The sequence below is a fragment of the Hanstruepera sp. CR43 genome (assembly GCF_055227665.1).
The window spans coordinates 1,648,259-1,670,591 of the sequence record NZ_CP200078.1; the positions used below are offsets into that span (position 1 = coordinate 1,648,259).

The 22,333-nt window shown below is 35.3% G+C and carries 21 protein-coding genes; 16 read left to right on the forward strand and 5 right to left on the reverse strand.

The features are described 5' to 3' along the window. Positions 1 to 11: 11 nt before the first annotated feature. Entirely contained in the window at positions 12 to 362 is a 351-nt protein-coding gene (locus tag ACKXGU_RS07525) for a hypothetical protein (protein WP_463464733.1), read from the forward strand. On the opposite strand, the gene ACKXGU_RS07530 is transcribed toward ACKXGU_RS07525, so the two are convergent. Then, positions 363 to 830, reverse strand: a complete 468-nt coding sequence (locus ACKXGU_RS07530) for a CBS domain-containing protein (protein ID WP_463464734.1) — start codon at positions 828 to 830, stop codon at positions 363 to 365. It lies immediately after the preceding gene. Between the two features lie 124 nt (positions 831 to 954). Between ACKXGU_RS07530 and ACKXGU_RS07535 the strand changes: the two genes are divergently transcribed. The 3 genes from ACKXGU_RS07535 (at position 955) to ACKXGU_RS07545 (ending at position 4,022) form a co-directional block, all read left to right on the forward strand. Then, positions 955 to 1,275 (forward strand): hypothetical protein, encoded by a 321-nt coding sequence (locus ACKXGU_RS07535; RefSeq protein ID WP_463464735.1) that lies wholly within the window; start codon positions 955 to 957, stop codon positions 1,273 to 1,275. Between the two features lie 13 nt (positions 1,276 to 1,288). Continuing rightward, complete coding sequence (locus tag ACKXGU_RS07540) at positions 1,289 to 3,256, forward strand: M28 family peptidase (RefSeq protein ID WP_463464736.1); 1,968 nt, start codon at positions 1,289 to 1,291, stop codon at positions 3,254 to 3,256. A gap of 67 nt (positions 3,257 to 3,323) precedes the next feature. Then, positions 3,324 to 4,022 (forward strand): tetratricopeptide repeat protein, encoded by a 699-nt coding sequence (locus ACKXGU_RS07545; protein ID WP_463464737.1) that lies wholly within the window; start codon positions 3,324 to 3,326, stop codon positions 4,020 to 4,022. Positions 4,023 to 4,075: 53 nt separating this feature from the next. Here ACKXGU_RS07545 and ACKXGU_RS07550 read toward each other — a convergent pair whose 3' ends face one another. The 3 genes from ACKXGU_RS07550 to ACKXGU_RS07560 form a co-directional block, all read right to left on the reverse strand. Beyond that, on the reverse strand, positions 4,076 to 6,175 hold the full coding sequence (locus tag ACKXGU_RS07550) for a M13 family metallopeptidase (protein ID WP_463464738.1): 2,100 nt from the start codon (positions 6,173 to 6,175) through the stop codon (positions 4,076 to 4,078). A gap of 142 nt (positions 6,176 to 6,317) precedes the next feature. Continuing rightward, complete coding sequence (locus ACKXGU_RS07555; protein WP_463464739.1) at positions 6,318 to 9,737, reverse strand: T9SS type A sorting domain-containing protein; 3,420 nt, start codon at positions 9,735 to 9,737, stop codon at positions 6,318 to 6,320. Between the two features lie 139 nt (positions 9,738 to 9,876). Next, complete coding sequence (locus ACKXGU_RS07560) at positions 9,877 to 10,386, reverse strand: hypothetical protein (RefSeq protein WP_463464740.1); 510 nt, start codon at positions 10,384 to 10,386, stop codon at positions 9,877 to 9,879. Positions 10,387 to 10,543: 157 nt separating this feature from the next. Between ACKXGU_RS07560 and ACKXGU_RS07565 the strand changes: the two genes are divergently transcribed. Both ACKXGU_RS07565 and ACKXGU_RS07570 read left to right on the forward strand, forming a co-directional pair. After that, complete coding sequence (locus tag ACKXGU_RS07565; RefSeq protein WP_463464741.1) at positions 10,544 to 11,503, forward strand: NAD-dependent epimerase/dehydratase family protein; 960 nt, start codon at positions 10,544 to 10,546, stop codon at positions 11,501 to 11,503. 95 nt (positions 11,504 to 11,598) lie between these two features. Beyond that, positions 11,599 to 12,201, forward strand: coding sequence for a hypothetical protein (locus ACKXGU_RS07570; protein WP_463464742.1), 603 nt, complete (start codon positions 11,599 to 11,601; stop codon positions 12,199 to 12,201). A gap of 35 nt (positions 12,202 to 12,236) precedes the next feature. On the opposite strand, the gene ACKXGU_RS07575 is transcribed toward ACKXGU_RS07570, so the two are convergent. Next, a complete protein-coding gene (locus ACKXGU_RS07575) occupies positions 12,237 to 13,487 on the reverse strand; it encodes an NAD(P)/FAD-dependent oxidoreductase (protein ID WP_463464743.1) in 1,251 nt (416 codons plus the stop codon). Positions 13,488 to 13,582: 95 nt separating this feature from the next. Here ACKXGU_RS07575 and flxA point away from each other — a divergent pair, with 95 nt between their 5' ends. From flxA to ACKXGU_RS07625, 10 genes are read left to right on the forward strand one after another with little or no spacing between them, the layout of a single operon-like run. Next, the gene (gene flxA / locus ACKXGU_RS07580) at positions 13,583 to 15,103 is read left to right on the forward strand and encodes a flexirubin biosynthesis tyrosine ammonia-lyase FlxA (protein WP_463464744.1); all 1,521 of its coding nucleotides are present in this window, start codon (positions 13,583 to 13,585) and stop codon (positions 15,101 to 15,103) included. Positions 15,104 to 15,121: 18 nt separating this feature from the next. Continuing rightward, positions 15,122 to 16,249 carry a WG repeat-containing protein gene (locus tag ACKXGU_RS07585; protein WP_463464745.1) on the forward strand — a complete coding sequence of 376 codons (1,128 nt, stop codon included), beginning with the start codon at positions 15,122 to 15,124 and terminating at the stop codon, positions 16,247 to 16,249. Positions 16,250 to 16,267: 18 nt separating this feature from the next. Next, entirely contained in the window at positions 16,268 to 16,999 is a 732-nt protein-coding gene (flxB, locus tag ACKXGU_RS07590; RefSeq protein ID WP_463464746.1) for a flexirubin biosynthesis SDR family reductase FlxB, read from the forward strand. Between the two features lie 11 nt (positions 17,000 to 17,010). Beyond that, on the forward strand, positions 17,011 to 18,225 hold the full coding sequence (locus tag ACKXGU_RS07595; protein WP_463464747.1) for a beta-ketoacyl-[acyl-carrier-protein] synthase family protein: 1,215 nt from the start codon (positions 17,011 to 17,013) through the stop codon (positions 18,223 to 18,225). A gap of 10 nt (positions 18,226 to 18,235) precedes the next feature. Continuing rightward, positions 18,236 to 18,478: an acyl carrier protein gene (locus tag ACKXGU_RS07600; protein WP_103050490.1), complete on the forward strand. Its 243-nt coding sequence runs from the start codon at positions 18,236 to 18,238 to the stop codon at positions 18,476 to 18,478. A gap of 18 nt (positions 18,479 to 18,496) precedes the next feature. Next, positions 18,497 to 19,381 (forward strand): LpxL/LpxP family acyltransferase, encoded by an 885-nt coding sequence (locus tag ACKXGU_RS07605; protein WP_463464748.1) that lies wholly within the window; start codon positions 18,497 to 18,499, stop codon positions 19,379 to 19,381. After that, positions 19,382 to 20,302, forward strand: coding sequence for a flavodoxin family protein (locus ACKXGU_RS07610; RefSeq protein ID WP_463464749.1), 921 nt, complete (start codon positions 19,382 to 19,384; stop codon positions 20,300 to 20,302). A gap of 12 nt (positions 20,303 to 20,314) precedes the next feature. Continuing rightward, complete coding sequence (gene darB / locus ACKXGU_RS07615) at positions 20,315 to 21,448, forward strand: dialkylresorcinol biosynthesis protein DarB (RefSeq protein ID WP_463464750.1); 1,134 nt, start codon at positions 20,315 to 20,317, stop codon at positions 21,446 to 21,448. A gap of 1 nt (position 21,449) precedes the next feature. After that, positions 21,450 to 21,881: a hypothetical protein gene (locus ACKXGU_RS07620; RefSeq protein WP_463464751.1), complete on the forward strand. Its 432-nt coding sequence runs from the start codon at positions 21,450 to 21,452 to the stop codon at positions 21,879 to 21,881. Then, a complete protein-coding gene (locus ACKXGU_RS07625) occupies positions 21,881 to 22,333 on the forward strand; it encodes an ABC transporter permease (RefSeq protein WP_463464752.1) in 453 nt (150 codons plus the stop codon). The genes ACKXGU_RS07620 and ACKXGU_RS07625 overlap by 1 nt, the downstream gene beginning before the upstream one ends.

Genomic DNA, 22,333 nt, shown 5'->3' on the forward strand with positions numbered 1-22,333 from the left:
ATATTAGTGATATGCAAAAACAGTGTCCAGAATGTGGTGAAAAAATAGTTGGTAGAATTGATAAAAAATTCTGTAGTGATGCCTGTCGTAATTCCTATAACAACCGAATAAACAAGGATAGCAAAAACCTTATCAGAAATACTAATAACCGGCTTCGAAAAAACTACCGCATTCTGGAGGAATTAAATCCTGATAAAAAAACAAAAACGTCTCGAGCAAAATTGATAGAAAAAGGCTTTGACTTTAACTACTTCACCAGTATCTACACAACCAAAGTTGGCACTGTGTATTACTTTGTTTACGACCAAGGATATCTTCCTTTAGAAAATGATTACTACGCTTTGGTTAAGCGCGAAGATTAGTTATTTCCAGTTTTGACCCTTTAATTCAATGGCTGCCTTGAGGATATCTTTTTGACTTATCTGTCCGACCAACTTGCCATTCTCAACTATTGGGAAACGTCTAATTTTAGAGTCTAAAAACTTTTTGGCGGCATCAAATACATTCATATTACCATCTATGGTTTCTACATGTTTTATCATGCGTTTTTCAACTGTGTCCTGTTCCATAGGCATGTTATAATAACGACTATCACTTATCTGTTTCAAGCAGTCACCTTCAGATATAATACCAACTAATTCGTTGTTGTCATTAACAACTGGACCTCCAGAGATTCTGTTATTAATTAGCGATTCAATAACCTGTTCCACAGATTGTTCTGGTTTAAATGTAATTAAATCGCGAGTCATATAATCACTCACCTTAAATGGTGCATCCAGCGTAGAATTTTGTTGCTGCTTTCTAGCGCCTTGAAAACTTTTTATACCCATGACTTTAGCTTTTTTATTTTACTAAATATACTCATTTTATAGCTGTAATCCTAAAGCCATCAAACAAGTTTAAAGTACTTTTAAAATTGCGTACATTTATATACAAACTAACTAAACAATCAATATGTTTAAAAAATTCATTGCGTTTTGCTTAATTGCCCTAGCTGTCTATTGGAGTTTTCGGGTTTTACTTCCAAGCCAAATCTCAAATTTAGACACCCCTGATTCTGAATTTTCAACTGACCGAGCGTTAGTTCATTTAAAAGAGATTTCCAAAGCGCCCCATTATTTGGGAAATGAAGAACATACACGTGTTCGCAATTATATTATGACCCAATTGGAAAATTTGGGCCTGGAAACTGAAGTTCAAGAAGGATACTCCATGAGCCAATGGGGTAATTTATCAAAACCTAAAAATATTATAGCTAGAATTAAAGGAACGTGATTCTGGAAAAGCCTTGTTGCTGCTTACCCATTATGATAGTAATCCACACTCATCATTGGGTGCCAGTGATGCAGGTTCTGGTGTAGTTACCATTATTGAGGGAATCCGTGCTTTTTTGCATTCTGGCAAAGAGCCACAAAATGATATTATCATTCTCATTTCCGACGGTGAAGAATTGGGGCTTAATGGTGCGGATATTTTTGTCAATCAACACCAATGGGCCAAGGATGTAGGGTTGGTTCTCAATTTTGAAGCCAGAGGCAGTGGCGGACCAAGTTATATGCTAATTGAAACCAATCAAGGAAATGCTAACCTCATGAAAGATTTTGTAGCAGCTAATCCTGAATATCCTGTAGCCAATTCATTAGCCTATAGTATTTATAAAATGCTTCCTAATGACACAGATTTAACCCGGTTTCGCGAAGATGGTGACATTGATGGTTTCAATTTTGCTTTTATTGATGACCATTTTGATTATCATACAGCCATGGATACCTACGAACGGCTTGATAGGAATACCCTACAACACCAAGGGTCGTATTTAATGCCTTTATTAAATTACTTTTCTGATGCCGATTTAGACAACCTAAAAAGCAATGACGATTACATTTATTTTAATGTTCCATTATTTAAAACGGTTATATATCCATTTTCATGGATTTTTCCAATGCTGACTCTAGCCATCATATTTTTTATTTTCCTCATTATTTACGGATTTAAAAAAGAGCGGCTTTTAGGTACTCAAATTGGTAAGGGTTTTATAGCTTTTTTAGGCTCTTTGATTCTATCAGTACTAATTGGATTTTTTCTATGGAAACTTCTATTGATTCTATATCCACAATACTCGGAAATGTTGCATGGCTTTACCTATAATGGTCATAGTTATATCGCTGCATTTATTTGCTTATCGCTCGCTATTTCTTTTTATATCTATCATAAGTTTTATCAACAGGAACATGTTGCCAGTTTATTAATAGCACCACTTTCTATTTGGTTGCTGATTTGCGTTGGTGTAGCCTTCAAGCTGAAAGGGGCTAGTTTTTTTATTATCCCGCTGCTATTTGGCTTATTAAGCCTGCTGGTATTAATTCGTCAAAAGCAACCCAATTTAATTTTAATGGCGCTTTTTTCGTTTCCCGTCATCATGATCATGTCACCACTCGCAAAAATGTTTCCTGTAGGCCTCGGACTTAAAATTTTGTTTGTTTCCTGTATGGTAGTTGTGCTTATTTTTGGTTTGCTGGTTCCCGTTTTTGGTTTTTTTAAGCATAAAAACAGACTGTCCGTCTTATTCATGATTGGATCAATATGGTTTCTAGTTTCTGCACATATCAATTCTAAATTCACTGAAGATTCACCAAAACCTAATAGCCTACTGTACGTTTTGGACTCGGATTCCAATACTGCCGTTTGGGCCACTTATGATAATGTATTGGATGATTGGACCAAAAGCAAACTTACCGATCAGCCTGAACCTGCTTTAGAGCTGCAAAAAAATACTATTGGCAGCAAATACAAATCGGGTTTCACGTTTACTAAAACTGCTCCTGTTGTTCAAATTTCTAAACCAAAAATTGAAATAACTCACGATACCATTGTTGCTGGTTTTAGAAGAATTGCTGTTTGTTTTACATCCAACAGAGGTGCCGAACGCATTGAAGTATTTTCAGATTCAACATCTATTTTTAAACAAGCGACCATCAATGGTGTTTCGGCAAAAACAAACGATTCGACTAACACCGTATTTAATAAGCGATTTAATAACAGACTCTTTAGTTATTATGTAACTGACAAGGAGCCGTTGGATATGATTTTTACTGTTCCTATCAATCAAACGACCCACTTACAGTTTTATGAAGCTACCTATAATCTCGTTGAAAACTCGTTGCTTGGTGTCAAAAGCCGAAACAAAGACATGATTCCTAAACCATTTGTACTCAATGATGCCATAGTTATTAAAACCTCTTTGGATATAAAATAATTAGCATTGTTTTAAGAGTTTGATGGGCTATTTTTTATAGTTTTGACCGATTATTAAAACTATAGTTATGAAACGATTGATTCTAATATTTGTTTGTGTTTTTTCTATGCAACTTCAAGCGCAATCCAATCAAGAACTCATAAATCATTATGAGGCTTATTACAAACAAATGAAAAACCAAGGTGATGTACAAGGTGTTATTAATGCCTTGACCCATTTAAACATTTTAACGCCCAATCAAGCCAGACAAGATACACTGGCCATGATTTACATGAGCGAAGGAAAATATGTTCAAGCTTTAAATACCATAGGAATAGATCATAAAGTTGACGATTCGGATATTGCTGTTGAAGTTAAGGCTGTGTCATTAAAATCCTTGAATGAGTTTGAGCGTTCAGCCATTCATTTCGAAGAGTTATATAAAAGAAGCCCAGAAGTTTCTGTTGCCTATGAATTGGCTGAAATATATTTGCAAACCCAAAAGCTACCAGAAGCCTTAAAATATACTGAAATTGGATTGAGCAAATCTCAAGACAATATGGGAAAAACCTTCTACGAAACGCAACAACCTTATCAGGTACCCATTAAAGCTGCATTCATGTACTTGAAGGCTTTGATTAAGTTTAATGAGAATAAAGCGGCAAACATAAACATGGCAGTTGACATATTGGACGAAGCTTTAAAGCTTGCTCCAAACTTTAATTTGGCTCAAATTAGTAAAAATGCTTTGTTGCAACAAAAACAACAACCTCCAAAACAAAACTAAACAATAAAAAAAGGGCAGTAAAACTGCTCTTTTTATTTATCTGGTTTATCTGTTTACCATATTCTCACTCTACTTTCTGGAGCAATGTACATACTGTCCCCTTCTTTAATATCAAACGCTTCGTAGAAAGCATCCACATTTAATAATGGTTGTACAGCGCGATTCATTCCAGGCGAATGAGGATCTGTTTTAATTCTGGTTTTTAAAGCATCATCACGCATCTTAATTCTCCAAACTGTTGCCCAACTCATAAAGAATCGTTGCTCAGGTGTAAAGCCATCTATGTTTTCTGGTCTGCCCTCCTTTTCAAAAGTCATTTGCAATGCATCGTAAGCAGCTAAAACTCCTCCTAAATCACCAATGTTCTCTCCAAGGGTAAACTTCCCGTTAATGTGTACTTCAGGTAATACCTCAATCGCACTGTACTGATCTGCCAAAGCAGAACCCAATGCTTCAAATTGTTCCAGATCCTCATCAGTCCACCAATTATTCAGATTCCCATCTTTGTCATATCGAGCACCTGAATCATCAAAACTATGAGAAATTTCGTGACCAATTACAGCTCCAATTCCTCCATAATTCACAGCATCGTCAGCCTTAAAGTTGTAAAAAGGTGGTTGTAATATGGCAGCAGGGAATACAATTTCATTGTAAGCAGGATTAAAATAAGCATTGACAACCTGTGGTGCCATATACCATTCTGACTTGTCAACTGGCTTGCCCAATTTATCAAGATCCTTTTTGAAATTCCATTTATTGGCGTTTAAGGCATTTTGCAAATACGATCCTCCTTCTTCTACACTAGTAATTTCCAAATCCGAATAATCTTTCCACTTATCTGGATAGGCAATCTTGATTTTTGTGGCGCGTAATTTTTCAATAGCCTTTTGTTTTGTTTCTTCACTCATCCAATCTAGCTTATTGATTCTGTGTTCAAAAGCTAAAATGACATTTTTAATCATGTTTTCGGCTTTTGTCTTGGCTTCAGGTGGAAACATTTTATCAACGTATAGCTTTCCTAAAGCTTCGCCAATAGTTCCATTGAGAGAACCTAATGCACGCTCGTCTCTTGGGCGTTGCTTTTTGGCTCCATTTAATTCTTTTCCATAGAATTCCCAATTAGCCTTCTCAATATCGGTACTCAAGGATCCAGCAGCATTTCTGAAAGCTTTCCATCTTAAATAAGCTTTCCAATCATCAACATTCCCATCAGCTAATACTTCCTGTAAACGGTTGTAATAACCCAAATCGCCAATAATTACCGTATCAATTTCTTTAACACCAATGCCTTCAAAAAAGCGATTCCAATTAACAGCAGGAACCATTTCCTGAACTTGGTCTATCGATCTGGGATTGTAACGCTTTCTGGCATCTCTTCGATCTACCTTATCCATTTTAGCTTCAGCCAAACGTGTTTCGAAGGCTAAAATTTGCTTGGCTTCTTCATTAGCTTGCGCTTCATCATCACCTAAAAATTGTAACATTCTTGTGATATGCTCTACATACTTTTCCCGTTTTTCCTTAGAATCTTCATCATCTTTTACATAATAATCTCTATCCGGTAAACCAGTACTTCCACCGCCTAAAAATCCAACATTTCTATTGCTGTCTTTAGGGTCAGAGCTAACTCCAAAACCATATAATCCACCGCCTCCAATAGGCTCAACTTCTATCATATAGTTTTGTAAATCATCCAAATTCTCAATCGCGTTAATTTTAGCTAAATAAGGCTCTATTGGTTTTATCCCTTGTTCATTTCTACCCACAGTGTCCATAATTGTTTGGTAAAAATTGACAGCTTTTTCTTGATCGGATCCTGGTAAAATTTGGATTTTCTTTATGTCTTTGTTATCGGACATGGCCGCTTCCAAGATACTCAAGGCATCCGCATCCGTTTTCTTTCTCAATTCAGAAAAACTTCCCCAGTTTGATCGATCATCTGGAATTTCGTTTGTGTCCAACCAGTTTCCATTAACATAGCGAAAAAAATCATCATTGGGCTTTACAGAAGTATCCATATATTCCAAATTAATTCCAGGAATAACTTCTTCTTCAACCAGAGCGGTCTCTTCTTTTGGTTCATTTTTACAAGCTATTACACTCAAGAATGTAACGGCACTTAAAAATGTGATTCTTTTAAAGTTAGTATTCATAAGTTTGTGTTTGTATTAATTGGTACAATTTACCACTATTTGAATCTTCCAATTGTGGCATTGACAATTATTAACAAAACATTAATAAAAACCCGTTTCAGACACTTTCTAAAACGGGTTTCAACCTATTCAAAATAAATGATTAATGGGTTAAAATAAGCTTTTTCGTAATGGTTGCTTCTCTTGTTTTTATCTCCAAGAAATATACTCCAGACGCATAAGAACTTAAGTCTAATTGGTATGGTTCACCGCTCGAATTGATATTGCGATTACTTAAAACTTGCTTTCCGGAAATATCATAAACATTAAAATCAAACGAAGTTGTATTGACAGTTTTTATATTAAAAATACTGTTTGAAGGGTTTGGATATATTGAAAAAGATTCTCCGTTGAACTCTTCAGTACTCAAGGTTCCTCTAACAACAAAATCGTCAACAATGGCACCTTCTTCTACAACAGCTTGGTCTGAATGGAAAACAATTCTAAATTGCATGTTTGCTTCTGAAGCAAAAGCAGATAAATCATAGATGTACTCTTCCATAAATGAACCGCTGGTTCCCGTCCATTGGGCTCCGGGACAATTATAACAAGTATTATTTTCTCCAGCAACCGTATCACTGTTGTACCAGTTAGGATCATTGGCTGTACCCAAAACCTGCCAATTTTCACCAGAATCTGTTGAATACTCCACATAAACAATATCCCAATCCTCCTCAAGCTCAAAAGCCATAAAAAATGATAGTTCTGGACTCTGTAAGTTCGTTAAGTCATAACATGGTGACACCAAAAAACTCTTTATTTCATTGTCATGATCTCCATCTAAATTTGTTCCATACACTTGTGTTCCAGATTCAGTAAAACTTAAAAAACGTCCAGTTGGAACTCCTCTTTCCCAATATTGTGTTGTAGAACCTTCATCAACCACTAGCATATCGTCATCGTCATTTTCAAATGTATTGATTTCGTTGGCGACACCAATATCGTTAGCGTAGATATTAAAAATTTGCGAATCGTTATTAACAACATAAGCATCATCAACTATTGTTGTATTGACACTAAAGCTATGAATACCGCCATCTAAATTAAACATGGGAATATCAATAGATACTGTTTCTCCTGTATTTAAATTACCTGTCCAATCAAAACTAGAACTTACACCATCTACATAATAAGTTACTGAAACAGTATTTATAGGATTCAATCCATTATTTTCTACTAGTACTTGAGCCTCAATATCAGATGCACATTCTATGGCATTACTCACCCCAGTTACTTCAACTAATTTGATATCATTATTAGCCAAAAGTGTTGTGATATTCGACTGCCAAATACCTCTTCCGTAGGTTGAAGCCGTAATAATATTGTCGAATACGTTGATTTCTAAATCTGTTACAGTAACATTTGGTAAATTATTATTGAACAATTCCCAAGTCAATGTCGTATCATCATATCTGTAAACACCTAAACTTGTAGCCAGGTATAATGGGTTTGTATCATTTAACCCTTGATGTTTAATACAGTTTTTAGTAACACCAGGTAAGCCTGTTGAAATATTGATAAAGTTCAAACCACCATCATTTGATTGATATACACTACTAGACGTAGTAACATAAACAATGGAATTATCGGTATTATTAACTTCAATTGATGTGATGTTGGAAGGAAATGACTCAACAAGAGTAAAATTAACGCCGTTATCCGTACTTTTTCGCAAATTGGCATTAGTGGCTACATAAATATTGTTAGAGTCAATCTCATCTATTTCCAATCTATCAATATTGGTTCCAAAACTTGACGATACCGCCGTCCAATTGGAACCTGTGAGTTTATAGAGACTTGAGTAACCTGCAAATAACTCACTATTTTTACTCATAGCTAGAGGAGTAACCCAATTTCCTTGTTCGCCACCAGGTCCACCGATTTGAGAATTTAAACTAGCCCCTGCTGTTGAAGAAACATTTAAATTACCTCCAAACTGAATAAATCCATAAAACAAATCAGAGTTATTAGGGTCTACAGCTGTGTCCATACCGTCGGCTCCATAATAATTTTGCCATTGATCTCCACTAAAGGCATGACCTCCATTATCCTGGAGCCCTCCAACCATTTTAGAAGATGTTTGTTTAGATACGGCAACTTTGTAAAATTGACTTATTTGCATACCAGCAGTTAAATCGGTAAAATTCTGACCGCCATTAGATGATTTGTAAAAACCACCATCCGTGCCTGCATACAACTCCCCATTATAAAAGCGTAAAAAGTGAATATCGGCATGGGTGTAAGAATCTGAAAAAGGTGCATTCCAATAATTCAACTTTTCAAAAGTCAGTCCACCATTGCTTGTTTTCCAAATATTTAAAACACCAACATATACCTCATTTTCATTTAGATCAGAAACACTCATAGCCATATCATACCATGATTGTGGGCTCTCAAATATATCCCCAACTGAATCCTGATTGGCCATTAAGGTAAAATCACCTCCTTCATTTGTAGATTTATACAACCCTAGAAAATCACTTGAATTATCTGCGGCCAGCAAATAAACCACATTCGCATTGGCCGGTGTTACATCAATAACATATCTTGAAACCCCTGAAGGTAACCCATGCCCTATTACGGGTGTAAAACTATCTCCTCCATTAACAGATTTATAAAAAATGTTAGTCGAAACAGCATAGATTATATTTGGATTACTCGGATGAATTTTTATGTCTCTGATGTTTTGACCTCCAGTACCATTTGGACTACCTCCCGCATTGGTATTTCTCCAATCAACTCCTCCATCTGTAGTTTTATAAACACCATCATTTGTCGCAACCCAAAGGATATTTGAATTTGTTGGATGCATATAAATATCATTCATAGATCCTGGTGTGTTCCCGGGATTTAAATCGGTAGTTGTCCAAGTATCACCACCGTCAATGGATTTCATAACACCAACACTAAATGAGTCATTGGCATCATCATCACCAGTTGCGATATATATAATATCCGAATTACTATGATCTATCGCAATTCCCGAAACACCAATCTGTGGTAAGCCATCAGTTGTTGTGGTCCAAGTAGTCCCCGCATCTGTAGATTTCCAAAGCCCTCCTGCTGGTGCTCCCACATAATAGGTGTTTGGATTGTTAGGATCTACAGCAACGGCATTTACCCTTCCTTGGCCAGATGACCAAGATCCGGTATTGGTATGTGTAAATGGTCCAACAGGCACCCAGTTGCTTTCATCAACTCGCCTACTGTTCATTTGAGACCTTTGTACAGTTTCCCAAGTGGCCCATAGTTCAGCAGAAGTTGGCAAAGTACCATCTTCCTTGACAAAATTTTCCCAATAGTTTTTCCAACGCATAAAGGGCTTGAAGCCACTTCCTTTTACATTAGGATCCCTTGTTTCCCAGTATGCTTCAAAAGCATCAACAATTTCTTGGAATGTTACGGGATTTGAATCTCTTCTTTGTTCTATATTCAAATCCTTCATCCAAGGAGCAGCTTGGTTAAATTGTGCTTGAGCAAAAGAAATTGAAAACAGACATAATACGAGTAAACTCTTTTTCATTTTAGTAAAGTTTTTTAGGAAATGAGTCAAAATGAAAAGATTGCTATTAATCTAATTGCCTAGAAATGACTTATTTCACAGTAAATTTTGGTAGCCAAAAATAACATAAAAAGCCAATATTTTCTGTTAATAACAAAATTTATTTTGGCCTTTGGATATTTTGGGATTCTTTTTCTATTTTCTTGTTCATTTGAAGATTCAGATTAGAAAACGCAACCAAAAGTTCCTTAACCCCATCCAATGTTGCCTTTCTATCCATTTTTGAAAGATTAACCAGAGCCTCTAGTTTAAAAATCTTGGTTTCTAGAGCAATGATTCTTGACATGACTTGGGGAGAATTTATTTTTTCTGGAACCGAAGTTTTAAGTTCATTAACCAAGGTCTCTACAATCTCCTTATTTTCTTTGAAAAAGGATAAATTAGCATTTTTTACATCTTGAATGATATGCTCAAGTTCTTCATACTTATTCCAGTTCTCAATAATTTTAGAAACTTTAGCATCTGGCAAAAACTCGACATATTTAAATTTTTCGATATCCTGCTTTTCCACTAATTCTACCTGTTGCTCAAGATCAACAATATTGGCTTGTTCTTTGGCATCCTTACAAGCAAACAGACAAACCGTCATTAAAATAATGGCCAATTTCATAGTCTTCTAAATTAGAGCCACAAATATATTGTATTATTTGTGTTTTGTTTTCAAATTAAGTAATAACAGCTTACAATATGAGTTATTTTAAGTTAAATTTGTGAACTCATTATTATTTCTTTTTAAATTTGACAATCAATAACACTATCTTTTTTAAATGAATCCAAAAATCTTGATTATTGGTGCATGTGGCCAAATAGGTTCAGAATTAACACAAAAACTCCGGGAAATTCATGGCAATGATAATGTCATTGCGAGCGATATAAATTATGGTAATCTCGATGTCGTAAATTCTGGGATTTTTGAAATTTTGGACGCACAAGATTATTCCAGTATGAAGATTTGTATTGAAAAATACAACATTAATACGGTTTACTTAATGGCTGCTATGCTTAGTGCTACTGGCGAAAAATATCCGATGAAAGCTTGGGATTTGAATATGGATTCATTGTTTAATGTATTGAATCTTGCCAAAAATAAATTCATCCAAAAAGTGTTTTGGCCTTCCAGTATTGCCGTTTTTGGACCAACAACCCCTAAAGAAAACACCCCACAATATACGGTTATGGAACCTACAACGGTTTATGGAATTACGAAACAAGTGGGTGAGCGATGGTGTGAATATTATTATAACAAGTATGATGTTGATGTACGCAGTGTTCGATATCCCGGAATTATAAGTTGGAAAACATTACCTGGTGGTGGTACCACTGATTACGCAGTTGATATTTATCATAAGGCTTTGGCGGACAATCATTATGAGTGTTTCTTATCTGAAAACACGGAACTTCCCATGATGTATATGGATGATGCCATTGATGCAACCATAAAAATTATGGATGCTTCAGCAGAAAACTTAACTATACGTTCTTCTTATAATTTAGCTGCCATTAGTTTTACACCTAAAGATATTGTAAAATCTATTCAATCGCACCTTAAAGACTTTACCGTTTCCTATCAACCGGATTTTAGACAGGAAATTGCCGATTCTTGGCCAAAAAGCATTGATGATAACCTTGCCCGAAAAGACTGGGATTGGAAACACAATTTTGATTTAGAGGCTATCACCAAGAATATGATAAACAATCTAAAAAAAACAATTAACCAAGAAGCCTAGATGAATTCTTTAGCTTTTAAAAAATACGCAATAAAACGTATGGTTTTATAATTAAAGTTATTATATTTTGGCCATAAAATCAATAAACTATTATCATGAAAAACTTATTACTTATTACTGTTCTTTTGGTTTCAACTGCCATTCAAGCGCAAAAATCAAAAGTCCTAGAGGGGGATTGGAAAAACCTTAAAGGAATTTCTGCTTACAATTTAGAATTTGAATATGAGAATCTTGAAATTCCAAAGTATGAATCTGAAGAAGAGTTCCTAAAAGATAAAATGGCCAAGCGTGATGAAAAAGAGCCTGGTGCAGGAGAACGCTTTAAAAAAGCTTGGTTTGCTGATAGAGAAGAACATTACGAACCTAAATTTGCTGAATCATTTAATAAAAGATGGGACGACAAAGAAGTTGTTGTTGGTAGAGACATGGCAAGTGCAGACTATACTATGAAGATTCAAACGACATTTTTATATCCTGGTTACAATGTTGGTGTCATGAGACAAAACTCTAAAGTTGATGCTATAATTTCTGTTTACAAAAATGATGCTCCAGATACTATATTATTTTCAGTCAAATATACCAGAGCTGAAGGCAATGCTGCTTTTGGAAATGATTATGATTCAGGGGTAAGAGTTGGTGAAGCTTATGCAAAAATGGCTAAAACATTAGCTAAAGACCTGAAGAAAAGAGCTAAATAGTTTTATAAAATGTAATTTAAAATCAAAGCGAGTCCTTAAACCGACTCGCTTTGTTCTTTTCCCATGTTAATTATATGTGCCATGGTTTTTACCAAACGATCGTGCTTTTTAACAAACGGGTTGGTTTGATCCCAAACATAACCTGCTAATACAGCGCATATTTGTCTTTTAACTTCTGGATTTTCGGGTCTGTGAAAAAATAAGGTTTGTAAGTTTCCTGTATACCATTCTTTCACATAAGTGGCAAACACATCCACACCAGCCTTTATGTAACCTTCATAATCTTCTTTCCAGTCAACTGATTCTCCTTGTAATTCTTTTGCTATCAATTTCGATGCCTGCAAAGCAGATTCTGTTGCAAAGGTTACTCCAGATGAAAATACAGGATCTAAAAATTCAGCACTATTGCCTGTAAGCACAAAGCCTTTCCCATAGAATTTTTTTACGGCTTTTGAATAATTTCTAATACTTTTTGGCTCAAACAACTGTGGAGCGTCTTTAAAACGTTCATAGTAATAATCTGAATGCTTTAACATGTCTATTAATCGTTCAGAAGTGGTTCCTTCGAACGAATCTATAAATTCATTTTTGCCAACAAATCCTAGACTGGTATTGCCATTTGAGAATGGGATGACCCAAAACCAGGTATCCTTATCTAAAACATCAAAGGTAATTAAGGTACCTTCTGTACCTTCTGGTCTGTTAACATCTTTAACATGACCAAAAATTGAGGAGTGTTCTGGTATGGAAGATGGCTTATCTAAATCCAATAATCTGGGCAAAACACGTCCATAACCACTAGAATCTACAATATATTTGGCATGCACATGATAGCTTGCTCCTGTTTCGTCTTTCACTTCAGTAACCGATGAACCATTTTCAGAAAATTGAACATCAACCACTTCATGCTCAAAGGCAATATCAACACCCCATTTCAATAACTCATTGACCAACGCCGAATCAAAATCGGCTCTAGGCACCTGCCAAGTCCAGTCCCAGCCATCAGTATGCTTTTTACTGAAATCAAAGTTACAGACAATATCACCTCTTAAAAAACGAGCTCCAGATTTTACTTCAAAATTTTCAGCTTTTAAACAATCCAAAAGTCCGACTTCTTCAAAATGATCCATACATCTTGGCAATAAACTTTCACCAATCACAAACCTCGGAAACTTACTCTTTTCAACGACCTTGACATCGAGTCCCTTTTTATGTAAATAAGCCGCTGCAACCGAGCCTGATGGACCAGCTCCAATGATTAAAACATCTATGTTTATATCCTGCATAGGTATAGTAGTATAAATTGATTAATTATTATAAATTTGCACTCCAACTAAACTGATTCATTTTCAGTTGTTCAAATATAATACTAAAAGCATACATGTTAAAATTTAACGGCAAATTAGGGATCGATGATTTTTACAAAGTCATTTTTGAAAATCAGCCCATTCAAATTGAAAATGACGTAAAAGAACGCGTTGAAAATAGTTTTAACTTTCTTAAAGAATTTTCCGAAAACAAAGTCATTTATGGAGTAAACACTGGGTTTGGTCCAATGGCTCAATACAAAATAAAAGATTCTGAACGGATTCAATTACAATATAATCTAATTAGAAGCCACGCTTCAGGAACTGGTCAGCCTATTCCACCTATATATATAAAAGCTGCTATGTTAGCTAGATTAAACACGTTGTCCTTAGGCCATTCAGGTGTTCATATTTCTGTAATTGAATTAATGACTGAATTAATCAACAGGGACATCACGCCGCTTATCTATGAACATGGAGGTGTAGGCGCTAGTGGTGATTTGGTACAATTGGCGCATTTGGCATTGGTACTTATTGGTGAAGGCGAAGTATTCTACAAAGGAGAGCGATTGGCTACCAAAACAGTTTTTGAACTAGAAAACCTGAAGCCTATTTCAGTGGAATTACGTGAGGGTCTGGCTCTTATGAACGGCACATCAGTGATGACAGGAATAGGAATTGTAAATACCATTAAGACCCGAAAACTGTTAAATTGGATGACTTCCTGCTCGGCAGCCATCAATGAAATTGTCAAGGCTTACGATGATCATTTGTCTTTTGAATTAAACCAGTCTAAAAAACATATTGGTCAGCGAAAAATTGCTGAATCCATGCGCGAGCATCTTAAGGATAGTGGTCTAACAAGAAAACGTGAACACCATTTGTACAGCAAAAACGAAGATGTTTCGGTTTTTAAAGAAAAGGTACAGGAATATTATTCACTGCGTTGTGTTCCTCAAATTTTAGGTCCTGTTTTAGACACCCTTAATTCTGTTGAAACTATTTTAATAGAAGAAGTTAACTCAGCTAACGATAACCCGATTGTTGATGTGGACAAAAAACATGTATATCACGGTGGAAATTTCCATGGTGATTATGTATCGCTTGAAATGGATAAATTAAAAACAGTGGTCACTAAATTAAGTATGCTTTCTGAACGTCAATTGAACTATTTACTGAATGCGCGTTTGAATGACATGCTTCCTCCGTTTGTCAACCTTGGAAAGTTAGGTTTAAACTTCGGTATGCAGGGAGTTCAGTTTACTGCGACTTCTACAACAGCTGAAAACCAAACGCTTTCTAACCCCATGTATGTTCATAGTATCCCAAACAACAATGACAATCAAGACATTGTTAGTATGGGTACCAATGCTGCATTAATAACTAAAAAGGTTATTGAAAACGCTTATGAGGTTCTCACGATTGAATTAATAACTATCATCCAGGCCATTGAGTATTTAAAAGTTCAAGGTCAAGTTTCATCAAAAACTAAAGTTTTGTATGATGAAATCCGAAATTTAGTCCCTATATTTACTAATGACGTTATTATGTATCCTTATGTTAACAAGGTCAAAGAATATATAATGAATCATTAAATATAAATGCTGTTAATCATGAGAAAAAATTGTCTGTTACTTATATTACTATTATCTGTTATTTCAAGTTTTGGTCAAGAACTGGCACTAGCAAAACAAGACGGTAAATTTGGTTATATTACTAAAGCCGGCGAATGGCATATACAACCTAAATTTAAGGTTGCCAAAAACTTTTCTGGTGATTATGCTGAAGCAATGAACGACAAAAAGCAATGGGGTTATATAAACCGTAAAGGTGAATGGGTCATTGAGCCTTCTTTTGATAAAACAAAAGAATTCAATTCAGGTATTGCCGTTGTTCTTAAAGACAAAAATTGGATATACATTAATACTAAAGGTGAACAAATACTCTCGAATATTTCATCAGATAAAATTTACGACTTTAATGATGGGTTTGCTTTGGTACGCGAAGGAGATTATGTAGGATTTATTAATACTGATGGCAAGACAGTCATCCAACCAAAATTCCAAAAAGCTTTTAATTTTGAAAACGGTTATGCCAAGGTTCAAGAAAATGACAAGTGGGGTTTAATTGACACTTCTGGCAACTACTATGTAAAAACTGAATATGATGGTGTCAGTAATGTGTATAATGGTCAAGTTGTAGCCAACAAAGGTGAGTCTTACGGCTTGATTATTAATGGGGAATTCAAGGAAATTTCTGGCGCTCAAAAAATTTGGGACTTCTCTGTTAGTGGTGAAAATACCTATGCTAAAATGAATGATAAAATAGGTTTTATCGACAATAAAGGTAATTGGATTGTACAACCAACCTATGATAAAGTTCGTGCGTTTCTTAATGGTTTGGCGCCTGTTTCTTCAGATGGTAATTGGGGATACATCAATACTTCTGGCGAAGTTGTCATACCATTAAAATATAGAGATGCCGAGATTTTCAGTGAAGATGGATTAGCTCCCGTAAAAGTTGATAAGCTTTGGGGTTTTGTTAACGCTAAAGGCGAAATGGTTATTCAGGACAAATACGATATTACTGCTGGAGGTTTTTCAATATTTCAAAAAAACAATCCTAAAGGTTTTTTTGATGGATTGGCTCGAGTTAAAGACAAGAAAACGTGGGTTTATATTAATACCAAAGGTGAGATTCTCAACAACATGACCTTTGAAAATTTAGAACTATTTCAATAAAAAATTAAAAACAAACGTATGAAGTGTGCCCTAGTAACTGGTGGGTCAAGAGGTATTGGCAAAGCTATATGCATTCAATTAGCAAAAGATTCAGACTATCATATTTTAATAAATTACAATAGTAATAAAGAAGCTGCTTTAGAAACCTTGAAAAGTGTCGAGGCCGAAGGCAATACAGGAGAAGTCATACAGTTCAATGTATCAGACTCGGAATCAGTTAACAATGCTTTGAATAATTGGCAGGAAAACAATAAAGAGGCTACAGTAGAAGTTATCGTAAACAACGCAGGAATCACCAAAGACGGCTTGTTTATGTGGATGCCTAAAGAAGATTGGGACAATGTGATTAACACATCTTTAAACGGTTTTTACAACGTCACCAATAACCTCATTCAAAAATTGCTTCGCAACCGTTACGGCCGAATCATTAATGTAGCTTCCGTTTCAGGAGTCAAGGGTACTGCGGGGCAAACCAATTATTCGGCTGCCAAGGGTGCTTTGGTAGCAGCAACCAAAGCATTAGCCCAAGAGGTGGCCAAACGAAAAATTACTGTAAATGCTATTGCACCTGGATTTATAAAATCTGATATGACTTCCGATTTAGATGAAGCCGAATTAAAAAACTTAATTCCAGTCAATCGGTTTGGCGAGCCTGAAGAAGTTGCCCATGCCGTATCGTTTTTGGCATCTAAAAAAGCGTCTTATATTACGGGAGAAGTTATTAATATTAATGGAGGGATTTACTCATAATTAATTTATAAATGAATCGTGTTGTTATTACCGGAATGGGAATTTACTCTTGTATAGGTAAAAACCTAGAAGAAGTAAAAAGCTCATTGTATGAAGGAAAATCTGGAATAAAAATTGACGAAGAACGTATACCATTTGGTTACCGATCGCCATTAACGGGTATGGTTGACAGACCTAACTTGAAGGGTGATTTATCAAGAAGACAACGTGTTAGCCTTGGCGAAGAAGGAGAGTATGCCTATGTGGCTACTATTGAAGCATTAAAAAATGCTAAAATTGATCAGGATTATATTGATGCTAATGAAGTTGGTATTTTATATGGGAATGATAGTACTGCACAATCCGTCATAGAGTCCATAGATACTATAAGAGAAAAAAAGGACACCACTTTAGTGGGTTCTGGTGCTATTTTTAAAGGGATGAATTCATCAGTAACCATGAATTTGTCGACTATTTTTAGGCTCACAGGCATAAATTTCACAATTAGTGCTGCCTGTGCCAGTGGTTCACATTCTATTGGAATGGCCTATCAACTAATTAAAAGTGGACTCCAAGATTGTGTGATTTGTGGTGGTGCTCAAGAAATCAATAAATTGGCTATGGGTAGTTTTGATGGTTTGGGAGTATTCTCTCTTAACACAGAAAATCCAGAACAAGCCTCAAGACCATTTGATTCATCTAGAGATGGTTTAGTGCCAAGTGGTGGCGCGGCTACGTTAATTTTGGAATCTTATGATTCAGCTGTAAAAAGAGGCGCACCAATTTTAGGTGAAATAATTGGATATGGATTTTCATCAAACGGCGATCATATATCTACACCCAATGTTGAAGGCCCTTCGAGAGCTATGTTAAAAGCTATTAAACAAGCCAACATCAATCCTTCGGATATAACTTATGTCAATGCGCATGCTACATCAACACCTGTTGGCGATGCCAACGAAGCTCGTGCCATTGTAAATGTTTTTGGCGAAAATGGCCCTTACGTTAGTTCAACGAAATCCATGACCGGTCATGAATGTTGGATGGCTGGTGCCAGTGAAGTTATCTATTCCATGCTTATGATGCATCATGACTTTATTGCACCAAACATTAATCTTAAACAACCAGATGAAGCAGCTTCAAAATTAAATTTAGTCAGTAAAACGCTAGATAAAAAATTTGATGTATTTTTGTCAAATTCTTTTGGATTTGGGGGAACCAATTCTGCATTAATAATTAAAAAATAATAGAGAGGTGATGGTAAAAGAAGTTATTATTGAAAAGATAAACGACTTTCTTATTGATGAATTTGAAGTTGAGCAAGATGATATTGCACCTGAAGCTAACTTAAAAGATACGCTTGAACTTGACAGTTTGGACTTTGTTGATCTCGTTGTAGCCGTAGAATCTAACTTTGGTGTAAAACTAGTGGGTGAAGATTTTGTAAATGTCAAGACACTTCAGGACTTCTACGATCTTATTGAGAATAAATTAAGCTAAAATTACGCACATTTATTTATGGCTGCTGAATGGCAAGGAAAATCTAGAGGTACCGTTCTAGGATACAAGATATTTGTATTTTTCATGAAGAACCTCGGACTTCGAGCAGCATATTTCATTCTTTATTTTGTAGCTGCCTATTTTTGCCTTTTTGCAATGGATAGCTCTAAAGCTATTTATTATTACTTCAGGCATCGATTAAAATATTCAAAATTCAGAAGCCTTATTAGCATCTACAAAAGCTACTATGTTTTTGGTCAGACCATCATAGACAAAGTTGCCATTTCCTCTGGTCTACGAGACAAATTTACGTATGAATTTGATGGTATAGATTTGATACGGGAAACCATCAGGCAAAAAAAAGGTGGTGTGCTTATTAGTGCACATGTCGGGAACTTTGAAATAGCTGAATTCTTTTTTGGGGAATTGGAAGAAAAAACCTCAATTAGTCTTCTTACCACTGATGTTGAACATACCGCAATCAAAGATTACATTGAGAGTGTTACCAGCGAGTCCAGCATTAATTTGATAATCATAAAAGAAGATTTATCACACATTTTTGAAATTAACGCGGCTTTGGCAAGAAACGAAATTGTTTGCATAACTGGTGATCGTTATGTTAAAGGCTCGAAGTATTTATCACAAAACCTTTTAGGAGAAGAAGCTCGTTTTCCTGCAGGTCCATTTCTATTGGCCTCACGATTAAATGTTCCTGTACTGTTTGTATATGTAATGAAGGAAACAACCAGCCATTACCACCTTTATGCTAGAAAAGCTAAAGCCAAAAAACGAGATGCCAAAAAATTACTTGAAGAATATACAGAAAGCGTATCTTGGATGTTGAAAAAATACCCGCTTCAGTGGTTTAATTATTTCGACTTTTGGAACTCTAAAAATAAATAAATGAAATCGGTTTTAGTTATACATTATTCGCAATCAGGACAGCTTACGGAAATCGTAAATAATATTACCAATCCTATTAAAAACAATAATACCGATATTACCCATGTAACCATCAAAATGAAAGAGCCCTTCCCATTTCCATGGAAAAAGAAAGAGTTCTATGGTGCCTTTCCGGACACATTCAAACAAATACCTCAAGAAGTTGAAAACATAACTGACCATGTTTTAAATAAAAATTACGATTTAATTATCTTGGGTTATAGCATTTGGTATTTGACACCTTCATTGCCAACAACATCATTTTTGCATACGGAACAAGCCAAAAAACTTTTTAACAATAAGCCTGTTATTACAGTAATTGGATGTAGAAATATGTGGATTATGGCGCAGGAAAAAATGAAGAAAAAACTCAAGTCTTTAAATGCGCAGTTGGTAGGAAACATTGTTTTGGCTGATAGGCATATTAATCACATTAGCGTCATTACCATTGCACAATGGATGTTTTCAGGAAAGAAGGAACGTTTTTTAGGTGTTTTTCCGAAACCTGGTGTTTCTCAAAAAGACATTGATGAGTCGGTGAAATTTGGCCCAATTATTTCAAATCATTTACAAAAAAATGATTTTCAAAACCTTCAAAAAGACCTTTTAGCAGAAAATGCTGTGAAAATAAAGCCTTTTTTAATCACAGTTGACAAACGCGCCAATGTGATATTCTCAAAATGGGCTAACTTTATACATAGCAAAGGCGATAAAAACACACCAAAAAGGCAGTTTTGGGTTAAAATCTTTAATTATTACCTATTATTTGTCATTTGGTTTATTGCACCTATAGTTTTTATCTTATTTTTGTTGACTTATTTACCTTTGTATAGTAAAATTAAAAGAGATAAAGTATATTACGCATCTGTTGCATTAAAATAGAAGGCACTGAAAATGAACGAAGTTTACATAACCAAAATATCGAAGTTTTTACCTAATCGACCAATCAGTAATGATGAAATGGAAGATAAGCTTGGCACCATTAATGGCAAGACCTCCAAAGGTCGTCGTATAGTGTTACGCAACAACCAAATTAAAACGCGATATTATGCTATTGATGACAATGGAAACATCACTCATAACAATGCTCAACTGACAAAGGAAGCTGTAATTGGTTTATGCGATGACAATTTCAAAGCCGAAGATATTGAACTATTATCATGTGGAACTTCAAGTCCAGATCAAATATTACCTTCTCATGCAGCCATGGTTCATGGTTTTTTGAAAAATGGTAATATTGAAATAAATTCAGCTTCAGGCGCTTGTTGTTCAGGAATGAATGCTCTAAAGTTTGGTTATCTATCGGTAAAATCAGGACAAACTCAAAATGCCGTTGCAACAGGATCGGAACGCACCTCTACTTGGATGAAATCTGATACGTTTGAAGAGGAGTTGAAATATTTAGAAACTCTTGAAGAAAATCCTATACTTGCTTTCAATAAAGATTTTTTAAGATGGATGCTTTCAGATGGTGCGGGAGCTTTTCTATTAGAAAATAAACCTAAAGGCGAACATCCTCTCAAGATTGAATGGATGGAAGGCTATTCTTATGCTTATGAAATAGATGCATGTATGTATGCAGGTGCTGATAAATTGGAGGATGGATTCTTAAAACCTTGGAGTGAATACCCTTCTGACCAATGGAGTAAAAAATCACTTTTTGCCATGAAACAAGATGTCAAACTGCTTGGTGAACACATATTGGTAAAGGGTGTTGACAGCCTAAAAAAGGCTTTAACAAAACACAACTTAAAGCCTACAGATATTGACTATTATTTACCACATATTTCTTCCAACTTTTTTAAGGACAAACTTTACAAGGAAATGACCGAGCAAGGAGTTGAAATTCCTTGGGACAATTGGTTTATGAATTTAAGTAAAGTTGGTAATGTAGGTGCTGGATCCATTTACATCATGCTTGAAGAATTGGCTCATTCAGGTAAGTTAAAAAAAGGAGATAAAATATTGTTATCTGTTCCTGAAAGTGCTCGGTTTGCCTACTCCATAGCACTTGTAACTGTGTGTTAAAATGAAAGCCAACGATTTTCCAGTTCTTGACATTTCAAATTTAATCCCCCAAAAAATTCCTTTTGTTATGGTAGATTCCCTTTTGGATTTTACCAATGAAAAAGTGGTTTCGGCATTTAAAATAATTCCCAGTAATCTTTTTGTTGAAAACAATCATCTCGGTGAACCAGGGCTAGTAGAAAATATGGCGCAAACTGTTGCATTACATACAGGGTATGACTATTTTTTAAAAGGCGAACAAGCTCCGACAGGTTATATTGGATCGATAAAATCTGTAACGATTCATAAACTTCCACGTGTCGACGAGGTTATTCGAACTGAAGCAACGATATTACATGAATTCATGGGAGTCACGATGGTTACTGTGTCTGTTTTCAATGCTGAAGGTCAAGAAATTGCTTCGGGTGAAATGAAGACTGTAATTGCTGGCTAATGAATTACCAAGATATAGATATCACCAAATTTTTACCACATCGAGAGCCATTTTTAATGGTTGACAATGTACTATCTATTGATGATGAACACGTCGCAACATCATTTACGATAAAAGATGATTGTATTTTTAATGATGATGGGTTTTTTAATGAAGCCGGAATGACTGAAAATGCCGCACAAACCTGTTCCTCTATAGTAGGTAAAGGTTATTTTCAAGATGATGATGTCCTGGGAGAGCGCATTAAATTAATTGGTTTTATTAGTGCCATAAAGACGCTTCAAATAAGCAGATGCCCTGAAGTAGGAACTACCATCGAAACTTACGCCAAAATTAATTCCAAATTAGCAACAGACCAATATGTTATGTGTTCCATAACGTGTTCAATATCTCAAAACCAAGAAGAATTATTATCTTGTGAAATGAATTTATTTATTCGTGAAATACATTAA

Coding starts and splice junctions, on each gene's coding strand:
- ACKXGU_RS07585 (WP_463464745.1), top strand. CDS start 15,122: ATGAGAAAAAATTGTCTGTTACTTATATTACTATTATCTGTTATTTCA.
- ACKXGU_RS07625 (WP_463464752.1), top strand. CDS start 21,881: ATGAATTACCAAGATATAGATATCACCAAATTTTTACCACATCGAGAG.
- ACKXGU_RS07555 (WP_463464739.1), bottom strand. CDS start 9,737: ATGAAAAAGAGTTTACTCGTATTATGTCTGTTTTCAATTTCTTTTGCT.
- ACKXGU_RS07565 (WP_463464741.1), top strand. CDS start 10,544: ATGAATCCAAAAATCTTGATTATTGGTGCATGTGGCCAAATAGGTTCA.
- ACKXGU_RS07545 (WP_463464737.1), top strand. CDS start 3,324: ATGAAACGATTGATTCTAATATTTGTTTGTGTTTTTTCTATGCAACTT.
- ACKXGU_RS07605 (WP_463464748.1), top strand. CDS start 18,497: ATGGCTGCTGAATGGCAAGGAAAATCTAGAGGTACCGTTCTAGGATAC.
- ACKXGU_RS07530 (WP_463464734.1), bottom strand. CDS start 830: ATGGGTATAAAAAGTTTTCAAGGCGCTAGAAAGCAGCAACAAAATTCT.
- ACKXGU_RS07570 (WP_463464742.1), top strand. CDS start 11,599: ATGAAAAACTTATTACTTATTACTGTTCTTTTGGTTTCAACTGCCATT.
- darB (WP_463464750.1), top strand. CDS start 20,315: ATGAACGAAGTTTACATAACCAAAATATCGAAGTTTTTACCTAATCGA.
- ACKXGU_RS07620 (WP_463464751.1), top strand. CDS start 21,450: ATGAAAGCCAACGATTTTCCAGTTCTTGACATTTCAAATTTAATCCCC.
- ACKXGU_RS07525 (WP_463464733.1), top strand. CDS start 12: ATGCAAAAACAGTGTCCAGAATGTGGTGAAAAAATAGTTGGTAGAATT.
- ACKXGU_RS07600 (WP_103050490.1), top strand. CDS start 18,236: ATGGTAAAAGAAGTTATTATTGAAAAGATAAACGACTTTCTTATTGAT.
- ACKXGU_RS07535 (WP_463464735.1), top strand. CDS start 955: ATGTTTAAAAAATTCATTGCGTTTTGCTTAATTGCCCTAGCTGTCTAT.
- ACKXGU_RS07610 (WP_463464749.1), top strand. CDS start 19,382: ATGAAATCGGTTTTAGTTATACATTATTCGCAATCAGGACAGCTTACG.
- flxA (WP_463464744.1), top strand. CDS start 13,583: ATGTTAAAATTTAACGGCAAATTAGGGATCGATGATTTTTACAAAGTC.
- ACKXGU_RS07595 (WP_463464747.1), top strand. CDS start 17,011: ATGAATCGTGTTGTTATTACCGGAATGGGAATTTACTCTTGTATAGGT.
- ACKXGU_RS07575 (WP_463464743.1), bottom strand. CDS start 13,487: ATGCAGGATATAAACATAGATGTTTTAATCATTGGAGCTGGTCCATCA.
- ACKXGU_RS07550 (WP_463464738.1), bottom strand. CDS start 6,175: ATGAATACTAACTTTAAAAGAATCACATTTTTAAGTGCCGTTACATTC.
- ACKXGU_RS07560 (WP_463464740.1), bottom strand. CDS start 10,386: ATGAAATTGGCCATTATTTTAATGACGGTTTGTCTGTTTGCTTGTAAG.
- flxB (WP_463464746.1), top strand. CDS start 16,268: ATGAAGTGTGCCCTAGTAACTGGTGGGTCAAGAGGTATTGGCAAAGCT.